Genomic DNA, 18,212 nt, shown 5'->3' on the forward strand with positions numbered 1-18,212 from the left:
GTTGGTGTCTTGAACAGGCACTATCCTGGGACGTTTGCTTAGGCAGACGTCTTTTTTGTTATGCCTGCTTTGTTATACATAATTTTCCGGGCAGAGGGGAAAATATGGTTTACGCAAAGGGGGTGACCAGCGTGACCGAACGAAAGGGACTGGATAAGGAAGGGAAGGAAGAGCTTCAAGCTTCATTAGAGCTCAACTTGTCCCGGAATATTGAGAATATTCAAGGGGTGTTCGACAAATGCAACGACTTAATTATTCGTAAGGTTCCTACTTCGGAGGGCTATGAAGCTGCTGTTGTATATTTGGCTGGACTTATCAATACAGAGGAGCTGCAGGAACATACCCTTCAGCCTCTTCTGACCCGTGACCTGGCTTCCGCGGCAGCAGTTGAGAACAGTCAGGTTTCAAGGGCCGAGACAGTCGGGGAAGTGGCGGAGGCAGTACTGAATGGCGAGGCCGCTTTACTGGCAAGCAATCAGCCATATGCTGTTACCGTTAACGTCAGAGGCGGCAACAGAAGAGCAGTGGAGGAGCCGCCGACAGAGGCGACAGTAAGGGGTCCCCGGGAAGGATTTACAGAAAATATTCAGACTAATACAGCCTTGATCCGGTTTCGACTGAAAACAACCAAGCTGAAGATGGTACCCTTCACGATCGGGGAAGAAACAAAGACTAATGTGATCTTAGCCTATCATGATAAGCTCGCAGATCCGGAAGTCATTCAGGAAGTGACGAGAAGGCTGCAGTCGATTAAGATCGACGGGATCCTGGAAAGCGGATATATCGAAGAGTTAATTGAGGACAATCCTTATTCTCCTTATCCACAGATGCATTATACTGAACGTCCTGATACGGCTGTTGCTCATCTGTTAGAAGGGAAGTTCTGCATTCTCGTAGATAATACACCGGTCGCCCTAGTCGGCCCGACTACCTTCTGGCTGCTCATGCAGGCTAGTGAGGACTACTATGAACGTTTCTACATCTCCAACTTGCTGCGCTGGCTGCGGTATGTGTTTATGTTTGTCGCCCTTTATTTGCCGTCGATATATGTATCTGTTCTAACCTATCACCAAGATATGGTGCCAACCAATCTACTGTACAGCATTGCCTCCGCTCGCGAAGCCATCCCTTTCCCGGCGCTTGTCGAAGCGCTGATTATGGAAGTTTCCTTCGAAGCCCTGCGGGAGGCAGGCATCCGGCTGCCCAAAACAATTGGCCAAGCCGTTGGCATACTTGGGGCTCTTGTAATCGGCCAAGCGGCTGTACAAGCAGGTATTGTCTCGGCGCCAATGGTTATTATCGTGGCACTGACCGGTATTGCCTCGTTCACTATACCTCGATTTAATCTGGCTATTACGGTTCGCATGCTCCGGTTCCCGCTTATGATTGCGGCCAGCGTGCTTGGCGTATACGGCGTTATGATTGGTACGTACATTATTGCTGCCCATCTGTGCCAGTTGCGTTCCTTCGGCGTTCCCTATATGTCAGGCTACGCCCCGCTTAGACGTAAGGAACTGAAGGATATATTCGTCAGGGCGCCGTGGAGAAAAATGAAGACGCGCCCCATAACGTATAGCGGGTCGGCTGAAGGCAGAAGGCAGAAGGCTTAACAGACCGAATAAAACCTGATCAAGCGAGGTGCGGTATGAAGCTCGGGAAGAGATTCCTTGTATCCGTTATGCTGCTAATGCTACTTGGCGGCTGCTGGGATCGTAGGGAAGTTAACGATGTTGCCTTTGTGGCCGCTTCCGCTGCCGACAAGGAAGGGGATGGTTATAGGGTAGGCGTTCAAATCCCTTTGCCCGGTCAGATGGGAGGGCCTGAGGGAGGCGGCGGCGGCACAAGCGGTGAGAAGAGCTGGTATCTGGATTCTGAGCAAGACAAGACATTGCGCGGTGCTCTTGAGAAGCTTCAGCAGCGTCTGTCAAGAGTGTTGAATTTTTCCCATCGCCGCGTGATTGTCTTAGGTGAGGAGTTGGCGAAGGAAGGCATTGTTTCTGTTATCGATATTCTTATTCGGGCTCCGCAAAACCGCTTGACGGTATTTCCCGTCATCGCAGAAGGTAAAGCGCTCGATCTGCTTAATGCCAAGGCGCCTGTTGAGCAATTGCCCTCCGAGGTGATACGTGAACTTGCTTCATTGAGCTTCAGTAAGCAGCTGCTGCTGAATATCTTCATGAAAGATTTGCTGAAGGAAGGAGAAGACCCTGTTCTGCCGGTAATGAAGATGGCTGAAACAAAACCTGGCTCGGAAGGGAAGAAGGATAAGACGATCCAGATGACCGGTCTTGGCGTCATGAAGAAGGACCGTCTGGTCAGTATATTCCGGGAAGAGGATGCCAAGTATCTGCTGTGGCTGAACCAAATGAACCGGCTGCCGTCGATTACGCTTGACTATCCAGAGAAGAAGGGATATATCGTACTCCAGTTTCAACAAAATAAAGTGGATGTTCGTCCGGTTATTCAGGGAGATGAGGTTTCCTTCCGAATCAAGATTATGGCGAAAGGCTCCGTGATGGAGGACACGACGGCCAAAAATATTTCTACCGGTATAGCGAATCGGCAGCTGGAGAAGGATGCGGAGGAGCATGTGAGGGAAGCAATGAAGGGAGTGGTCAGCCAATTGAAGAAGCTGAAAGCCGACCCGATCGGCCTTGGGAGCAGAGTTCGAGACCGTAACTATACGTTCTGGAGGAAACATAAGAAGGATTGGTTTGAGCTCTACAGCACGGCTGATGTCTACTTTGAGATCGATTTTAACATAGAGCACACCGGCACTGTCTCCAATAGTATTATCCGCAAGCACGTCGAGGTGAATTCCTGATATGTGGGGCGCCTTGTTTGAAATGGTTTTCGTTATGGCCTTGTTCGTCGTTCTTGACCTGTCTGCTCTTAAGAATGGATCTAGGGGCAGCAGGTATTTATATGGAGCCTTACTGGCAGCTGCCGGGATAGGCTGGGTGCTCATCCGGGTCATCCAGAGGCTGCCGCAGCTGGGGAATTGGCTGGAGAAGCTTACGATTTGAAGAGAGAGTGATGAGTATGCAGAAGGTTTCCGGAATGCAGGTTGTCATGCTAACTGCCCTGATCATTCTCGTAGTTGGGCTGAAGCATCCTCCTGTCGTTATGATGGAAGCGGCCAGGGAAGGGGCATGGGTCGGTTATATCGCAGGTGTTCTGATAACGGGTCCAATCATCTGGATGCTGTACCGTCTGTCCAAGCGGTTTCCGAATGAGGATTTGTTCCTGGTTCTGATTAAGCGGGCACCGCTGGCAGGGAGGGTGATTGTCCTGGCCTACCTGGCCTATTTCCTGTTCATGCTCGCTCATGATATACGTTTTATTATTGGACTGACCAATATTCTGCTGCTGCCGACCACCCCCATTGAAGTGACAGGACTTGCGGTTGCTTTAGCTGCTTACTATGCAGCGCGTGATGGCATTGAGGCGGTCGCCAGACTCGCCCAGCTGTTTTTTCCCGTCTTGGCAGTGCTGGTGCTTTCTTTGCCGCTCATGCTTGGAACCCAGGCTGATATACGCAATATCGATCCGTTGGAGTGGAACGTGACTGGCCAGTTAAAATCAGCTCTGTATGCATTCGGAGGACTGTCCGAGATCATTGTACTGCCGTTCATAGCGCCATATCCTGCATTTCGGTTAAGGAGCGCATATTATGGCTTGGCATTGGGCACTTTGCTGCTCGGTATCCTATTAATTGAATCGCTGCTTGTGTTCGGTCCGGAGCTGGCTTCGTTATTCTTTGACCCGCCCTACATGCTGATCCGACAGATCCGAATAACGGATTTTCTGGACAGGCTGGACCTTCCAATCTTAGCAGTGTGGATGCTGAACGTCTTTGTGAAAATCAGCTTGTATATTTACGCCGTTAGTCTGGCTGTTCACCGATTGGCAAATATCGCGAGCGCAAGGATCGTCACCGGACCAGTCGGCTTATCAGGGCTTGTATGCTCGTACTGGTTCTTCGAAAGCAGCAACCAGCTGGTGGAGCTGGCTAAATTCCGTCCGTTCCTGATGCTTGTCTACGCTGTACTGCTGCCCTTATTACTATTCGTATGGCTCCGGGCGAAGGCCAAACGCTCTGTCATGCGCCTCCGTCGGAACTGATCGACCGGCCAGTTCTGTGAGAAGCTTCCAGGATACACATTGTATCCCTTGATAGATCCCGGAAAATATAGTATCATTCACTTGTTGGTGAATCCGTTAACATATATATTATTGGAAGCGGTTTATCGACCAGGTCTCAAAGTCCTTGAAGATAGGGGATGGTATTTCGGAAGTGTACGTATTACCCAAAGCAGTCAGCACATGCGGCAGCAAGACAAGACACCTAGAAGCAAATGCCCGGAGGCACAACCCAGGTTTAGAATTGGTTGCGTTTACATCCAGCTTGGCGAGAGAGGAGATTGTCTAAATGAGCAAAAGAGCACTGAGAAACATAGCAGCTTTATTGTTAACATTTTCATTAATTTTACCTTCAGCAGTTATGGGGAAAGAGCAGGAGCAGGGGAACCGGCCTGGTCAAGTTCAGAATGGGGAAGCACCGAAATTCAAAAATGTTTCCGTTCATGATCCATCCATCATTAAGGTTGACGATACTTATTATGTATTCGGCTCGCATATTGAGGCAGCCAAATCCAAGGATCTTGTTTCCTGGACGACATTTACGAATGGCTATACCACGCCGAACAATGTGCTGTACGGTGATTTGTCAGCGAACCTGGCGGAATCCTTCGAATGGGCCGGGGAAGACGATTCAGACAGCAAGGGCGGGTTTGCCGTATGGGCTCCGGATGTGATCTGGAATTCTGAGTACATCAACGAAGATGGCACGAAGGGCGCCTATTTGATGTATTACAGCGCGTCGTCCACGTATATTCGTTCCGCGATTGGCTTGGCTGTATCCAAGACAATTGAGGGGCCGTATAAATATGCGGATACGCTGATTTACTCCGGCTTCACAAGAGATGAGGCCTATGATGCGAACAGTGATGTGAATAAGCAGTGGGAGAATACGAATATTAAGCAGCTGCTTGACAACGGCAAGATCGAAGGCGTAAGAGCCGGCTGGTTCAACAGCAATGGCTCCTATAATAACGCGCTGTTCCCGAATGCTATTGATGCGAACCTGTTCTACGATGAGAACGGCAAGCTGTGGATGACGTATGGTTCCTGGTCAGGCGGGATCTTCATCCTGGAGATTGACCCGGCTACAGGCAAAGCCATCTATCCTGGTAAGGATGGAACAACAGAAGACGGCCGTCTGATCGACCGCTACTTCGGCACGAAGATTTCCGGCGGATATTATAAGTCTGGTGAAGGCCCTTATGTGAAATACGATGAGGCGACAGGCTACTATCATCTGTATGTCACTTATGGCTGGCTGGGTGCTGACGGCGCGTACAACATGCGCTTCTTCCGCTCGGAGAATCCTACGGGACCTTATGTTGACTCAGAGGGTAAAAATGCTGTGCTTCCTGGTGACACGGATAACGCGCCATTTGGCAACAAGCTGATCAGTAACTACCTGTTTGACCGTAAAGTTGGAGATCCTGGAACAGGTATTGGGACCGGTTATGTTTCCCCGGGCCACAACTCTGTCTATTATGATGAGGAAACAGGCCAGAAGTTCCTTGTATTCCACAGCCGTTTCCCGCAGACCGGCGAAATGCATGAGCTGCGCGTCCATGAAATCTTCATGACTGAAGACGGCTGGCCGGTTGTTGCGCCATACCGTTACACAGGCGGAACAGCGGCGATAGTCAATAAGCAGGACCTGGCAGGCGACTACAAATTCATCAACCATGGCAGCCACAATTCACCTGATATTATCTACTCGGACTATATCCGGCTGCACAAGAACAACAAGGTTACAGGCGCTGTAGAAGGCACCTGGAAGAAGACCGGACATAATCAGGCTGAGCTGACGCTGGACGGTGTAACCTACAAGGGTGTATTTGTCCGCGGCTGGGATGCTGCTGCTGAGCAGTATGTCATGACGTTCACGGCAGTATCCGGGGATGGCGTTTCGATCTGGGGAAGCAGACAGCAGGAGCGAACTGATGAGCAGGTTGTTGCTGCAATTAAAGAAGAACTCAATCTTGGTGATACATCTAAAGTGATCACGAATCTAAAGCTGCCGACTGTTGGCGCTTTGAATGCACAGATCAGCTGGTCAACCTCTGATGCCAGCGTCGTAACTGATCAGGGTGTGATTAATCGTCCTGAAGCAGGAAGCGACAAGGTGTCAGCTGTCTTGACCGCTACGATCACCAAGGGCAGCGTAACTGCAACCAAAGCATTTTCCATTACGGTACTGCCAATCAAGGAAGCAGCGCTTGCGGCCCAGTATTCCTTCGACAGCAACCTAAGCGAGAAGACCGGCAGCTTCGCGGAAGGAACGGTTACAGGCAACCGTATCGATAATACCGGCGGTACGATTACATTCGCAGACGGCAAATGTGGTAAGGCAGCAGTATTTAATGGCGAATCCGGCATCCGCCTGCCGAACGGTCTGATTCAAGGCAGCTCGTATTCCGTTTCTCTCTGGCTGAACCCGGATCAGGTAACTGCTTTCACGACGACATTCTTTGGTGCGAGAGATGCGAACAACTGGATAAGCCTTGTGCCTAGCGGACCTGCAAGCAATAACACAATGGTCTGGTCGGGAAGCGGAAGATGGTATGACGCGCCTGCAGGCCTGACCATTAAAGCAGGCGAGTGGACTCATATTGCATTCTCAGTAGATAATAGCGTTATCACACTCTATGTGAATGGCACTGCCAAATTCGAGGGAACGAACTTCCCGGATATCTTCACAACGGACAACGGAACCTTCGGCCTTGGCGTTAACTATTGGGATATACCGTTCAAGGGTCAAATGGACGAACTTCGTATTTACGAAGGCGCATTGACTCAGGAACAAGTGAACAAGCTCGCAACGCTTACCAAGTAACACTTTTCATCCCAAGAAGACCCTGCTCCTTCGAGAGCGGGGTCTTCTTTCGGCTGCAGGTAGCTCCTTACAATGAATTGATATATGATTAGAAAAAAATGTGCGTATCCTTTCCTTGGCTGATTACGTCTACTAGATGTAACACCAAGGACTGAACAAAGGGGGGCCCCAACCACATGGCCTTTGTGAAATCCGAATGGATGAAGCGAATTACTAAACCAAATCAAACGTATGCCGAGCTTGAGAAGGTTTTGCCTTCCTTGCGCAGATACTGCCTGTCACTAACCGGTTCGCAATGGGATGCAGATGATCTGCTGCAGAGCACTTGTCTGAAGCTTCTGGGCCGCGCAAGCGGACAGAATCAGGAGCTGCCACCGACATTGTGCTGGGAAGCTTACATGATTCGGACGGCTCGTAATTTGTGGGTGGATCAGAACCGTCAGCAAGCTGCCTCACAGCGTACAGCTGAACGTCTTCCTTCGGAAAAGCAGCACGTTGACCGGTATAATATGGAGCTGGAACTGGCGATGGCGGCGGTCATCGAATGGCTGTCACCTTGGCAGCGGGCCGTGTACATCATGCGTGATATTCTAAGCTACAGCACGAAGGAAGCGGCCGAATGGCTGGACTGCAGTGAAGGCGCTGTAAAAGCGGCACTTGCTCGTGCAAGATCGGCGCTCGCAGAATGCAGGCGCACAGGCAGACAGGTAAGGCTGCGTCTTCCGGATGGTCAGTATGAGCAGGAGCTGCTTCAGTCATACCTCGCCGCTTTCCGGTCAGGCAGTGCGCGCAGGCTGGTTGACCTGGTCATGCAGGATGCTCTCCACGTGGAGGCGGCAGCACCGCAAATTTTGCATCAGAGCATGCAGACTGGCAGTATTCAGATGAATACGCAAATGAATATGCAGATGAGTATGCAGGTAAGCATTCCATGCTCCGGCGGGTTGCAGGCGGTTTGGGCAGCGTAATAAGGAGAGTAAAGTATGAGCACCATTCCTTATGTAGTAGAGCAGACCAGCCGCGGTGAACGCAGCTATGATATTTACTCTAGGCTGCTGAAAGATCGCATTGTTATGGTATCAGGAGAGATTCAGGATCATATGGCTAACGTAATCGTTGCCCAGCTGCTGCATCTTGCAGCTGAAGATCCCGAGAAGGACATCCATATGTATATCAATAGCCCCGGAGGGTCTGTCACTGCAGGCTTCTCGATCTATGATACCATGCAGTTCGTGAAGCCGGATATCTCGACGATTTGCACGGGCATGGCCGCAAGCTTCGGTACGATTCTGCTGACGGGCGGAACCAAGGGCAAGCGCATGGCACTGCCTAACAGCGAAGTTATGATTCATCAGCCGCTCGGCGGTGCAAGCGGTCAGGCTACAGAAGTAAGAATTTACGCAGAGCGGATTCTGAAGCTCAGGACGAAGATTAACGGGATCCTGTCCCAGCATTCGGGGCAGCCGGTCGAGCGCATTGAGAAGGATACCGAACGAGATCATTATCTTACGGCGGAAGAAGCGGTAGCGTACGGACTTGTCGACCGGATTGTGACCAAAATCTGAGCCATTAGGGTTTTCAAAAAAGGCTTTGCGGGTTAATCATTCATGTGTGCGCGTGCGTAGTGTCTGCCCTGTAATGGGGCAGGCGCTACTGCTATTTATAGGGCTGGCGGCCGCATGAGACCTGGATCACAAGTGACCCACATGCAGCGCTCGTTAAATAAACAACAAAACCTGAACGGCCAGACGATCGGCGTTCAGGTTTTGTTGTTGTTTCATATCCTCTTGTGTGACTATGACCGTTTCGCGATACGCAGGCCTGCCACTTGACCTACCTTGTGTCCTTGATGGGATGCAAATTTCACGGTTACTTGTTCCAGGCCGCTCGTAAGTGATGCCGGAAGCTCGTATACGATCGTCTCCATCTTGTTCATCTCTTCGGATTCCAGCTTGCCGCCGGTGAGCAGCTCGCCGTTGACGGTCAGATCAAAGCCGATGGAGGAATCGGATGACTTGAGGTACGTGACCGCAAGGTTAACCGGTGTCTCAGGCAGAACCTTCATAACAAAAGAGAACCAGCCGCCAATCCAGGAATCCCGGTATTTGCGGTTATGAATTTTGCCAAGGCCTACATGCTCACCTTCAAAGGCATGGTCGCGCTCAGGCTGCATCTCGGCGGGCTGTACAAAATCGACAGTCCGCTGCTCCAGCTGCAGATTATACTCCTGGGCTGCCCGGTACGCCGCTTCCTCCGAAGCCCACTCGCCCGGTGTGAACAGATCCCAGTAGACGGTATAACGGTTATCGTGCATCTGGTAGAAGGGACGCAGCTTTAGAGTGCCGATATAAGGTACTTGGCTTATAGTGAACAGCTGAGGATCATCACCAGATTGCTCGATATTATTCAGCAGCGTATCCCGCTCACTGATCAGCACGGATGCCAATGCACGCTCACCCTGGGGCTCACCGTCGATCGGGCCGAGATCACCCGCAAGAACGAGAGGCCCGTATAAGAATGCGATCCGGTTCGGGTTGTCCGGCATATGCTCGATGCGAAGGTTCATCGGGATATCGAATTCCACTACGTCGCCGTCCTGCCAAGTACGGTTGATGGTAAGGTAGCTGGAAGGCTTAACATCCGATGAGACAGCTTCACCGTTTACTTTGACCTTCATTCCGCTTTGCGCCCAATAAGGGCAGCGAAGCTGCAGTCCAAAGGAGGCTGCTTCCTTGACGTTAATCCTGATGGTACCGCTCCCGGCAGCCGGGAAGGCGGTTTCCTGCTTGATGCGCACCTGGCGCTCCTGCCAGTTGACCGTGGAAGGGACGTACTGATTGATGTACACCGAGTTGTCATCGTGAAAATAAATGGCCGCTCCGTACAGCGAATGGCTCTCCATGCCGGAGCCTACACAGCAGGTGAAATCCTCAAACTGCGAGTTGAAGGATTTGTGGCCGCCCATCTCCAGCGATACAAAATAGCACACCTTGCCCTCAACAGGCTCCTGAGCCGCAAGGACATGGTTGAACATGGCACGTTCATAATAATCCGCATACTCGGCATAAGCATCCCATTCGAACATATGCCGGGTCAGCTTCAGCATGTTATAGGTATTGCATGTTTCACAGGTGCCTTCTCCAAGGCGGTCATTCAGCTTGCCTGGCTCGCCAAAATGCTCATTGTAGCTGTTGCCGCCAATGACATAAGAATGATGATGCACGACACGGTCCCAGAAGAAACGGGAGATATCGGCATACTGCTTGCTGCCGGTAACCTCATACTGCCGGGCGGCACCGATAATCTTCGGAATCTGCGTGTTGGCATGACGGCCGCCCAGCGAATCCCGGCCAGCTGCGATATCATTGAGCACCTCACCATGATAGAAGCGTTCCGCAAGCTTAAGGAAACGCTCACTGCCTGAATGCTCTGCCAGGTCGGTAAGCGCCTCATTCATGCCGCCGAATTCACAGTGAAGAACCTGCTGAACCTGCTCATCGCTAAGACCAGCGAATACGTCACCCAGCCAGTCGCCGAGCTTGATCTCAATCTGAAGCGCTTTCGCATTATCGGCAAGCACGTAAGCATCACGCAGACCGGCGAACAGCTTGTGCATGGTGTATAGCGGCACCCAGCCGCCGTTAAGGTCAAAGCCCTGCGAGCGAATGTCGCCGGCCTTCACTTCCTCGAAGATCTCCTTGCCGCGCGGAATCCCCGATATGAAGCCGTTGCCGTGTGCATTCTGACACAGCTCCAGCTCGTCGACAACATAGTTAACACGATCAAGAAGCTCTGTGTTTCCTGTAGAGGCATACATTAGCGAACAGCCGGACAGATAATGGCCGAGCGAGTGTCCGCTGATGCCGCGGGCTTCCCAGCCCTCATAATGAGGAGCTTTGGGCTCAAGGCCGGCATATTCTCTAAAGCGTGACAGCAGCCGGTCAGGCTCAAGCGCCAGCAGATACCGCTCATTGCGCTCCATGGCAGCCTTGAGCGGCCCGCCATCAACATGAACCTGGCGCAGATCAAAGGCTTTCGCGTTCATTCAGATTCCTCCCTATAATCGATCTTGCCACCTCTGGTGGTCAAGTGTATTATTCTTATCATTACGTTATCATCTCCCTTATGATTTGTCGGTAGCCAGGTCGTACAAATGGTGGACAAATCCGACATTATAATCTCTCGATGAAAGGCTGTATAACCATGACCTGTGTGAAAGTTAATGTGGACAGACCGGTTCATTTCTTGGCGGCTGGCGAATTTTTCTCAGATACCGGCTGGACGCACAGCAGCCGAACCATGAACAATTATGAGCTGATTATCGGCGTTGAAGGAACCGTCTATATGGAGGAGGGCGGTGAGCGGTTTGAAGTCGGTCCCGGCGACATTCTGATGCTAATGCCCGGACGCGTGCATGGCGGATACCAGCCTTCGAAGCCGGGCGTTAGATTTTACTGGCTGCATATGGAGTTTGAGTCCGGAGCTGTACTGATTGATGAGGAAGAGCTGAAGCAGGACATGGAGGGGATCAATGGTCATGCCAACAGAGCCTGGTCGGTCAGAGAGCTGTATGTACCGCAGTTTATGAAGGACGGGCTGCAGGACCGGATGTCCGTTATTATTAAACAAATTCTGCATGTGGCCAATGCCGGTTATTATACTTATCAGAGTGTCAACTACCTGCTTACCTCTCTGCTGATTGAGGTTTCGGAGACCTTGTTGGGGCGAGTGACGAGAAGAGGCGATCTGAAGGGAGATGTACACTTCTCCAAGATAGCGGAATGGACCCGCATCCATGCGACGGAGGCGATTACAGTTGCGGATATAGCAGCCCGCTTCAATTATAACCGCGATTACTTGACAAGGCTGTTCAAGCAGCATATAGGGAAGGGGCCGCTTGACTATATTCAGACCGTCCGGATAGAGAAGGCGAAAGAGCTGCTGTCGAGAACCTCGCATACGGTGAAGGAAATTGCAGCCATGTGCGGATTCCAGGATGACAAGTACTTTATGCGGCTGTTCCGGCTGCAAGTTAACATGACACCCTCGCAGTTTCGGAATGCCTATCATAAGACGTTCATGAACAACGATTGATGACGCAACAATAACTTAAAGATCTGCCGGTAAAAAGAGACTGGTATTCTTCAAGATTTGTGGTAATATAATTCGGCGTGGACTTTCCTTAAGGAAGTTATGAAACACTTCATAAGTAGGTAACTTACAAGAAATGGTGGGGTAGAACGTGCAGCTGGTGTCACGAATTTTACGACTTGCAATCCCTTCAATTGCGACCTTCTCATCGATGACGTTCACAGGGCTGCTGGTCCTGATGATTGTCGGCAATTTGGGTGCTGCGTCGATCGCGGTAGTCGGTATCGTCAATATTATTATCTACAACCTGTGGGCAATGTTCTCCGGCGTTCAGGCTTCGATTAACTATCTGGTCGCCCAAAATAATGGCTCTGGCAACATGAGTGAAGGAAATCAGCGCATGCAGATCGCGCTTCTGATCGGTGCTGTTCAGGGAGTTGTGCTGCTTGCCGGCAGCTTTGTGCTGCCATATGGCATTCTCTACCTGATGGGATCGAATGAAGAAATACTTAGTCTTGGGGCTCCTTATCTGCAGGTGCGGATGCTCGCTCTAATCTTCAACCTGTTCTGTATCGTCTTCTTCGCGTATATGCGGGCTGTGGGCAACACAACAATACCCATGTATCTATCCGTCTTCAACAGCCTGCTGATCGTATCGTTAACTTACGTCCTTGCTTACGGCAAGCTGGGCTTCCCTGATCTTGGACTTCAAGGTGCCGCCTGGAGCATGGTAATTGCTGAAGCCGTCACACTCCTGCTTTGCGCAGCGGTCTATTTTATGGGCCTGCATAAGAAGTACTTGACCAGAAAGTGGGTGCCGATTGAGCGGCCGCAGGTCAAGCTGATGTTCATGGAGAGCATCAAGCTTGGTGTTACTGAACTCTCGAACAGTATCGGCATGCTGGTGTTCACTGCTTGTATAACGCGGCTTGGTACAACGGCCATTGCGGCGAACGAGATCGCGCTTAATATTCTTTCCTTCGGCTTCATGCCGGCTAACGGTTTTGGTGCGGCGGCTACGATCGGGGTAGGACAGGAGATCGGCAGAGGAAACCGCACGGAAGCAAGGCGGTTCGGAATTGTAACGGTATATCTTGGACTCGTCTTCATGACGTTCATTTCCATCGTGTTCTTCTTCTTTGCACTGCCGATCGCCAAGCTGTATACCCCTGAAGCAGACGTATACAATACCGCCATATCACTGATTCATCTGGCCGCATTTGTACAGCTGTTCACGGGCGCTCAGATCATTTTTGGCGGGGGGCTGCGCGGCGTTGGCGATACGACCTTCCTGTCGCGTGTAGCTCTTGTTCTGAATTGGTGTGTCTTCATTCCAGGAACCATTATCCTGACCTATGTATTCGATCTGGGCCAGGTAGGGGCTTGGACGGCATTGATCGGCTTGATCGTCCTACAGGCATTGGCTAACGGCTGGCGTTACCTTAAGCTTAACTGGAATGGGGTAAAAGCCACCACCGGCAGCGCTCCAGTGGCTGCCGCAGGCGGACATTAAGAAGCATGCAGAGAAGTTTTTTGCAGAAGCTTCGTTTAAAGTGATTTATCTCCGGATCTTCAGGGTAATGGAAGACAAGTGGGAAGTGGTTAATATAGAACAGCACCTGATCAGCTTGACTTGTGTCAGATGGAAAGGTTGTTGATTCGCCATGAACACTCGGAGACGCAGGAAACGTTTAGCTTTTCTGAAATCCTTTGTTGGTAAAGTACCCTAGCAATTGGACAATTGCTTAGCATAACAATCGCTTCCCACGGAAGAGACTCGGCGGTTAACACGCTGGGTCTCTTTTTTAGTTGCGTGATATTCCTCAGGAATGAAAGTGAGCCAGCAGCTTGCTGGTGAACTGTTCGATAACGCCTGGGACTTCCACATTCTTGCGGGTTACGCGCCATAAGTAACTGGGATTGCTGTCATAGCCGCTGAGCGGGATAGTGACAAGTTCCTCCTGCAGATGGACAGGAAGGGCGCTTACGATATAATCCGGTCCCAGAGATACGGCGTTGCCTACGGTGACCATCTGGAACAGCGCCTCCAGGTTGTTCGTCGTGAGGGCGATCCTGTTCGAGGGGTTATTGATCAGCAGATGCTGGGCGATACGCCTGAGGAAGGGGTCATTATACAGCACGAACACTTGATGCGCGAGCTCATCCCCTGTAATAGTCTTATGAAAGCGCAGCTGAGATTTCTTATTGACGACCAGGACAGCTGTCCCCCGGGTGATCGGTTCCCAGGCCAATGCTTCATCGTAATGGCTCGAATCCAGGGAAACGAACCCCATATCTGCCTGTCCGCTGCGGACCCGCCTTAACACAGACTTGGTATCCCCTTCGATCAGATTCACATTAACCAGCGGATTGTATTCGGTAAATTCAATGGTCGTGGACACGACCTGAGAGACAATGCCAGGGATGGTTGCAATCATGACATTCCCTTGACTGGCCAGCTGTGTGTTCACAAGCTCATGCTTCATCTTATCGACAGATCTCAAAATCGACAATGCGTGCTGGATCGCTCTGATTCCCTGCTCGGTAGGCACCACACCTTTCTTGGAACGAAGGAAGAGGGGGGCGTTTAGCTCGGATTCGAGCTGGCTGACCGACTGGCTGATCGCGGGCACGGTGATATGATTTTTACGGGCTGCATCGGTAAAGGAACCCATCTCACCCACATCAATCAGGTACTGAAGCTGCATCATATTCATCTTGTTCACATCCTTAACTGTAATTTAACTCACATTAAGTATAATTAAATTTATTTTATCATGGGGGATTGATAAGATACAGATACAGAGATAATAGATAAATTTAACCAAATAGGAGAATGGGAGGGTATTGATACTGCGAGGGGTCAAGAACAATTATAAGGAGTGGGAAGATCATGCCAACCGAAACATCCGTTCAGATTCCACAGCCAAAAACCTATGGGCCGCTCGGAAATCTGCCGCTGCTTGACCTGGAGGCGCCGACACAGTCGCTGGTCAAGCTGGCTTATGAGCATGGTCCGATATTCCAGATGCGCTACGGAGGCGGCCGGAAGGAGCTCTATATTTCGGGTCACAAGCTCGTAGCCGACGCATGTGATGAATCCAAGTTTGACAAGAAGGTATGGGCGCCGCTCGAGCGGGTGAGGGCCTTCGCAGGAGATGGCCTGTTCACAAGCTGGACGAGTGAGCCGAATTGGCAGAAGGCGCATAATATTCTGCTGCCGAGCTTTAGCCAGCGGGCGATGCAGGGCTACCACAACATGATGGTTGATATCGCTGTGCAGCTCGTGCAGAAGTGGTCTCGTCTTAACCCCGATGAGGTAGTAGACGTCGCCGAAGACATGACCCGGCTTACGCTTGATACGATCGGGCTCTGCGGCTTTAATTACCGGTTCAACAGCTTCTACCGTGAGCAGCCGCATCCCTTCATCGTCAGTATGGTCCGTGCGCTGGATGAAGCAATGAATCAGCTGCTGCGGCTTAACATACAGGATAAGCTTATGATTAGAACGAAGAAGAGATTTCAGCAGGATATCTCGACCATGTTCTCGCTTGTGGACAAAATCATAGCCGAGCGCAAGGCGGGCGGCGACCGGGATGCGGAGGACCTGCTGGCGCGGATGCTGAACAGCAAGGACCCGGAGACAGGGGAGGGGCTCGATGACGAGAATATCCGCTATCAGATTATCACCTTCCTGATCGCAGGACACGAGACGACCAGCGGACTGCTGTCCTTTGCTGTGTATTACCTGCTCAAGCATCCGGATAAGCTGCAGAAGGCACAAGAGGAGGTCGACCGGGTACTGACGGATTCCGTTCCGACTTACCGCCAGGTGCTGGACCTCAAATATGTCCGCATGGTCTTAAATGAATCGCTGAGGCTGTGGCCGACAGCTCCCGCTTTTTCCTTGTATGCGAAGGAAGACACGCTGCTCGGCGGCAAATATCCGCTGCAGAAGCACGACAGTGTAAATGTGCTGATTCCAAAGCTGCATCGTGATGTGGACGCTTGGGGCGAGGATGCGGACGAATTCAATCCCGAACGGTTTGCCGACCAGAAGGAAGTGCCTCAGCATGCCTATAAGCCGTTCGGCAACGGACAGCGTGCCTGCATCGGCCAGCAGTTTGCGCTTCATGAGGCGACCCTGGTGCTGGGCATGGTCTTGAAGCATTTTGAATTCATCGATCATTCGAAATACGAATTGAAAGTCAAGGAAACATTGACCCTCAAGCCGGACGGGTTCACGATTAAGGTGAAGGAGCGCAAACCCATCGCCTTCACTGCGGGCAGTCCAGCCGCTGAAGTTGCCGCGACTGCCGTTCGGGATGAGGAGGGCGGGGCAACCCGGGCCATAGAGGGTGCAGAAGGCTTCCCGCTGCTCATTCTGTACGGATCTAATCTGGGAACCGCAGAGGGAATTGCGAGGGAACTGGCTGACACCGCCCGTCAGAATGGCATGAAATGCAGAACAGCACCATTGAATGAATGGGCGGGCAGGCTGCCAGAGGAAGGTGCCGTACTGATCATCGCTGCCTCCTATAACGGCAAACCTTCCAATAATGCACGTGAATTTGTCGAATGGCTGGAGCGTGTTCAAGCGAAGGAGCTTCATGGTGTGCAATATGCCGTCTTCGGCTGCGGGGACCGCAATTGGGCCAGCACTTATCAAGCGGTGCCCCGCTTCATAGACGAACAGATGCATAAGGCGGGGGCTGTACGGATCACGCAGCGCGGCGACGGAGATGCAAGCGCAGATTTTGAGCAGGATCTGGATGCTTGGCGTGCCGGTCTATGGAACGGCTTGGCGGAGAGGTTCGGATTTGTAAGACATGAGGAACAGATGGCGGGCAGCCCGGGAGGATCATTATCCATCCAGCTTGTGCAGCAGGGTCCAGCTTCATCACCCGTCGCAGCAGCTTATCAGGCTGTACCGGCTGCCGTTCTGGCGAACCGTGAGCTCCAATCTCCGGCAAGCGGCCGAAGCACCCGTCATATTGAGATCGCGCTGCCGCAGGAGCTTTCCTATCAGGAAGGGGATCATCTTGGCATTCTGCCAAGCAACCGGTCGGAATTGATCGATGCTGTTATGAGAAGATTCGGTATGGAGCCGAATTCCTATATCAAACTCGAAGCGGATGGAGAGCGTCTGTCTCATCTGCCGCTGGGTATGCCGGTTCGTGCAGGGGAGCTGCTGGGCAGCTGCGTAGAGCTGCAGGAGCCGGCGACACGCGCGCAGCTGAAGGCGCTGGCGGAATTTACGGTTTGCCCTCCTCACAAGCGGGAGTTGGAGTCGCTTCTGAACGAGGAGCTCTACAGATCGGAGGTGCTTGGGAAGCGGATATCCATGCTTGATCTGCTGTTTAAGTATGAAGCCTGCGAAATGCCGTTCGAGCGTTTCCTTGAGCTGCTGCCGCCGCTTAAGCCGAGGTATTATTCGATCTCGAGCTCACCGCGTGTAATGGAGGATCAAGCGAGCATCACGGTAGGAGTAGTGAAAGGGGAGGCCTGGAGTGGTCGTGGAGAATACCGCGGTGTAGCTTCTAACTATCTGGCAGAACGGGCTGCTGGAGAGTCGGTTATGATGTTCATCCGCACACCGGATTCCGGGTTCCAGCTTCCAGAGGACTCCGAAACGCCAATCATTATGGTAGGTCCGGGAACGGGTGTGGCACCATTCCGGGGATTCCTGCAGGCGCGTGCGTTCCTGAAGGCAGAGGGCCGCCCGCTGGGACCTGCCCATCTGTTCTACGGCTGCCGGAATGATGATGATTTCCTGTACCGGGAAGAGCTGGAGAAGTATCATGCTGATGGCATCGTACAGCTGCATTCCGCATGCTCTCGCAAGGAAGGAACACCCAAGACGTACGTTCAGGATTTGATCCGCAAGCAGCTTCCTGAATTGATTGAACTGCTGGAGCGTGGCGCGAGACTGTATATTTGCGGAGACGGAAGCAGAATGGCGCCCGAGGTAGAGGCTGAGTTCGTTAAGGGCTACCAGGAGGCGAAAAGGGCAACCGAGCAGGAGGCGGCAGACTGGCTGAGCAAGCTGCAGCTGGAAGGCCGCTACGCCAAGGATGTATGGGCGGGCATGTAATGGAATGTCAGCAATTCCAGCATTGCTGAACAACACGGCGCATGCTATTATCTA

12 protein-coding genes are annotated in these 18,212 nt (G+C 51.8%); 10 read left to right on the forward strand and 2 right to left on the reverse strand.

Annotation, left to right across the window (positions count from 1 at the left end; genetic code table 11):
• Positions 1-131: 131 nt before the first annotated feature.
• The 7 genes from DNH61_RS03060 to clpP all read left to right on the forward strand — a co-directional run bounded on the left by DNH61_RS03060 (position 132) and on the right by clpP (position 8,538).
• Positions 132-1,610: a spore germination protein gene (locus DNH61_RS03060; protein WP_245947884.1), complete on the forward strand. Its 1,479-nt coding sequence runs from the start codon at positions 132-134 to the stop codon at positions 1,608-1,610.
• A 35-nt stretch (positions 1,611-1,645) separates the two neighbouring features.
• Positions 1,646-2,824 (forward strand): Ger(x)C family spore germination protein, encoded by a 1,179-nt coding sequence (locus DNH61_RS03065; RefSeq protein ID WP_111145203.1) that lies wholly within the window; start codon positions 1,646-1,648, stop codon positions 2,822-2,824.
• A gap of 1 nt (position 2,825) precedes the next feature.
• Positions 2,826-3,026 carry a hypothetical protein gene (locus DNH61_RS03070; RefSeq protein ID WP_111145204.1) on the forward strand — a complete coding sequence of 67 codons (201 nt, stop codon included), beginning with the start codon at positions 2,826-2,828 and terminating at the stop codon, positions 3,024-3,026.
• 16 nt (positions 3,027-3,042) lie between these two features.
• Positions 3,043-4,125, forward strand: a complete 1,083-nt coding sequence (locus DNH61_RS03075) for a GerAB/ArcD/ProY family transporter (RefSeq protein ID WP_281272366.1) — start codon at positions 3,043-3,045, stop codon at positions 4,123-4,125.
• Positions 4,126-4,432: 307 nt separating this feature from the next.
• Positions 4,433-6,973, forward strand: coding sequence for a LamG-like jellyroll fold domain-containing protein (locus DNH61_RS03080; protein ID WP_111145206.1), 2,541 nt, complete (start codon positions 4,433-4,435; stop codon positions 6,971-6,973).
• Positions 6,974-7,149: 176 nt separating this feature from the next.
• Positions 7,150-7,941: an RNA polymerase sigma factor gene (locus tag DNH61_RS03085; protein WP_111145207.1), complete on the forward strand. Its 792-nt coding sequence runs from the start codon at positions 7,150-7,152 to the stop codon at positions 7,939-7,941.
• A 15-nt stretch (positions 7,942-7,956) separates the two neighbouring features.
• Positions 7,957-8,538, forward strand: coding sequence for an ATP-dependent Clp endopeptidase proteolytic subunit ClpP (gene clpP, locus DNH61_RS03090; RefSeq protein ID WP_111145208.1), 582 nt, complete (start codon positions 7,957-7,959; stop codon positions 8,536-8,538).
• 230 nt (positions 8,539-8,768) lie between these two features.
• Here clpP and DNH61_RS03095 read toward each other — a convergent pair whose 3' ends face one another.
• Entirely contained in the window at positions 8,769-11,018 is a 2,250-nt protein-coding gene (locus DNH61_RS03095) for a glycoside hydrolase family 127 protein (protein ID WP_111145209.1), read from the reverse strand.
• 158 nt (positions 11,019-11,176) lie between these two features.
• On the opposite strand from DNH61_RS03095, the gene DNH61_RS03100 reads away from it, so the two are divergent.
• Both DNH61_RS03100 and DNH61_RS03105 read left to right on the forward strand, forming a co-directional pair.
• Positions 11,177-12,067: an AraC family transcriptional regulator gene (locus tag DNH61_RS03100; RefSeq protein ID WP_111145210.1), complete on the forward strand. Its 891-nt coding sequence runs from the start codon at positions 11,177-11,179 to the stop codon at positions 12,065-12,067.
• A gap of 148 nt (positions 12,068-12,215) precedes the next feature.
• Positions 12,216-13,577 carry an MATE family efflux transporter gene (locus tag DNH61_RS03105; RefSeq protein WP_111145211.1) on the forward strand — a complete coding sequence of 454 codons (1,362 nt, stop codon included), beginning with the start codon at positions 12,216-12,218 and terminating at the stop codon, positions 13,575-13,577.
• Between the two features lie 310 nt (positions 13,578-13,887).
• Here the strand turns inward: DNH61_RS03105 and DNH61_RS03110 are convergent, their stop codons facing one another.
• Positions 13,888-14,781 carry a LysR family transcriptional regulator gene (locus tag DNH61_RS03110; protein ID WP_111145212.1) on the reverse strand — a complete coding sequence of 298 codons (894 nt, stop codon included), beginning with the start codon at positions 14,779-14,781 and terminating at the stop codon, positions 13,888-13,890.
• A 176-nt stretch (positions 14,782-14,957) separates the two neighbouring features.
• Here DNH61_RS03110 and DNH61_RS03115 point away from each other — a divergent pair, with 176 nt between their 5' ends.
• Positions 14,958-18,158 carry a bifunctional cytochrome P450/NADPH--P450 reductase gene (locus DNH61_RS03115; RefSeq protein ID WP_111145213.1) on the forward strand — a complete coding sequence of 1,067 codons (3,201 nt, stop codon included), beginning with the start codon at positions 14,958-14,960 and terminating at the stop codon, positions 18,156-18,158.
• The last annotated feature ends 54 nt before the right edge of the window (positions 18,159-18,212 follow it).

Source organism: Paenibacillus sambharensis, assembly GCF_003233845.1.
Taxonomy (GTDB): domain Bacteria; phylum Bacillota; class Bacilli; order Paenibacillales; family Paenibacillaceae; genus Paenibacillus_I; species Paenibacillus_I sambharensis.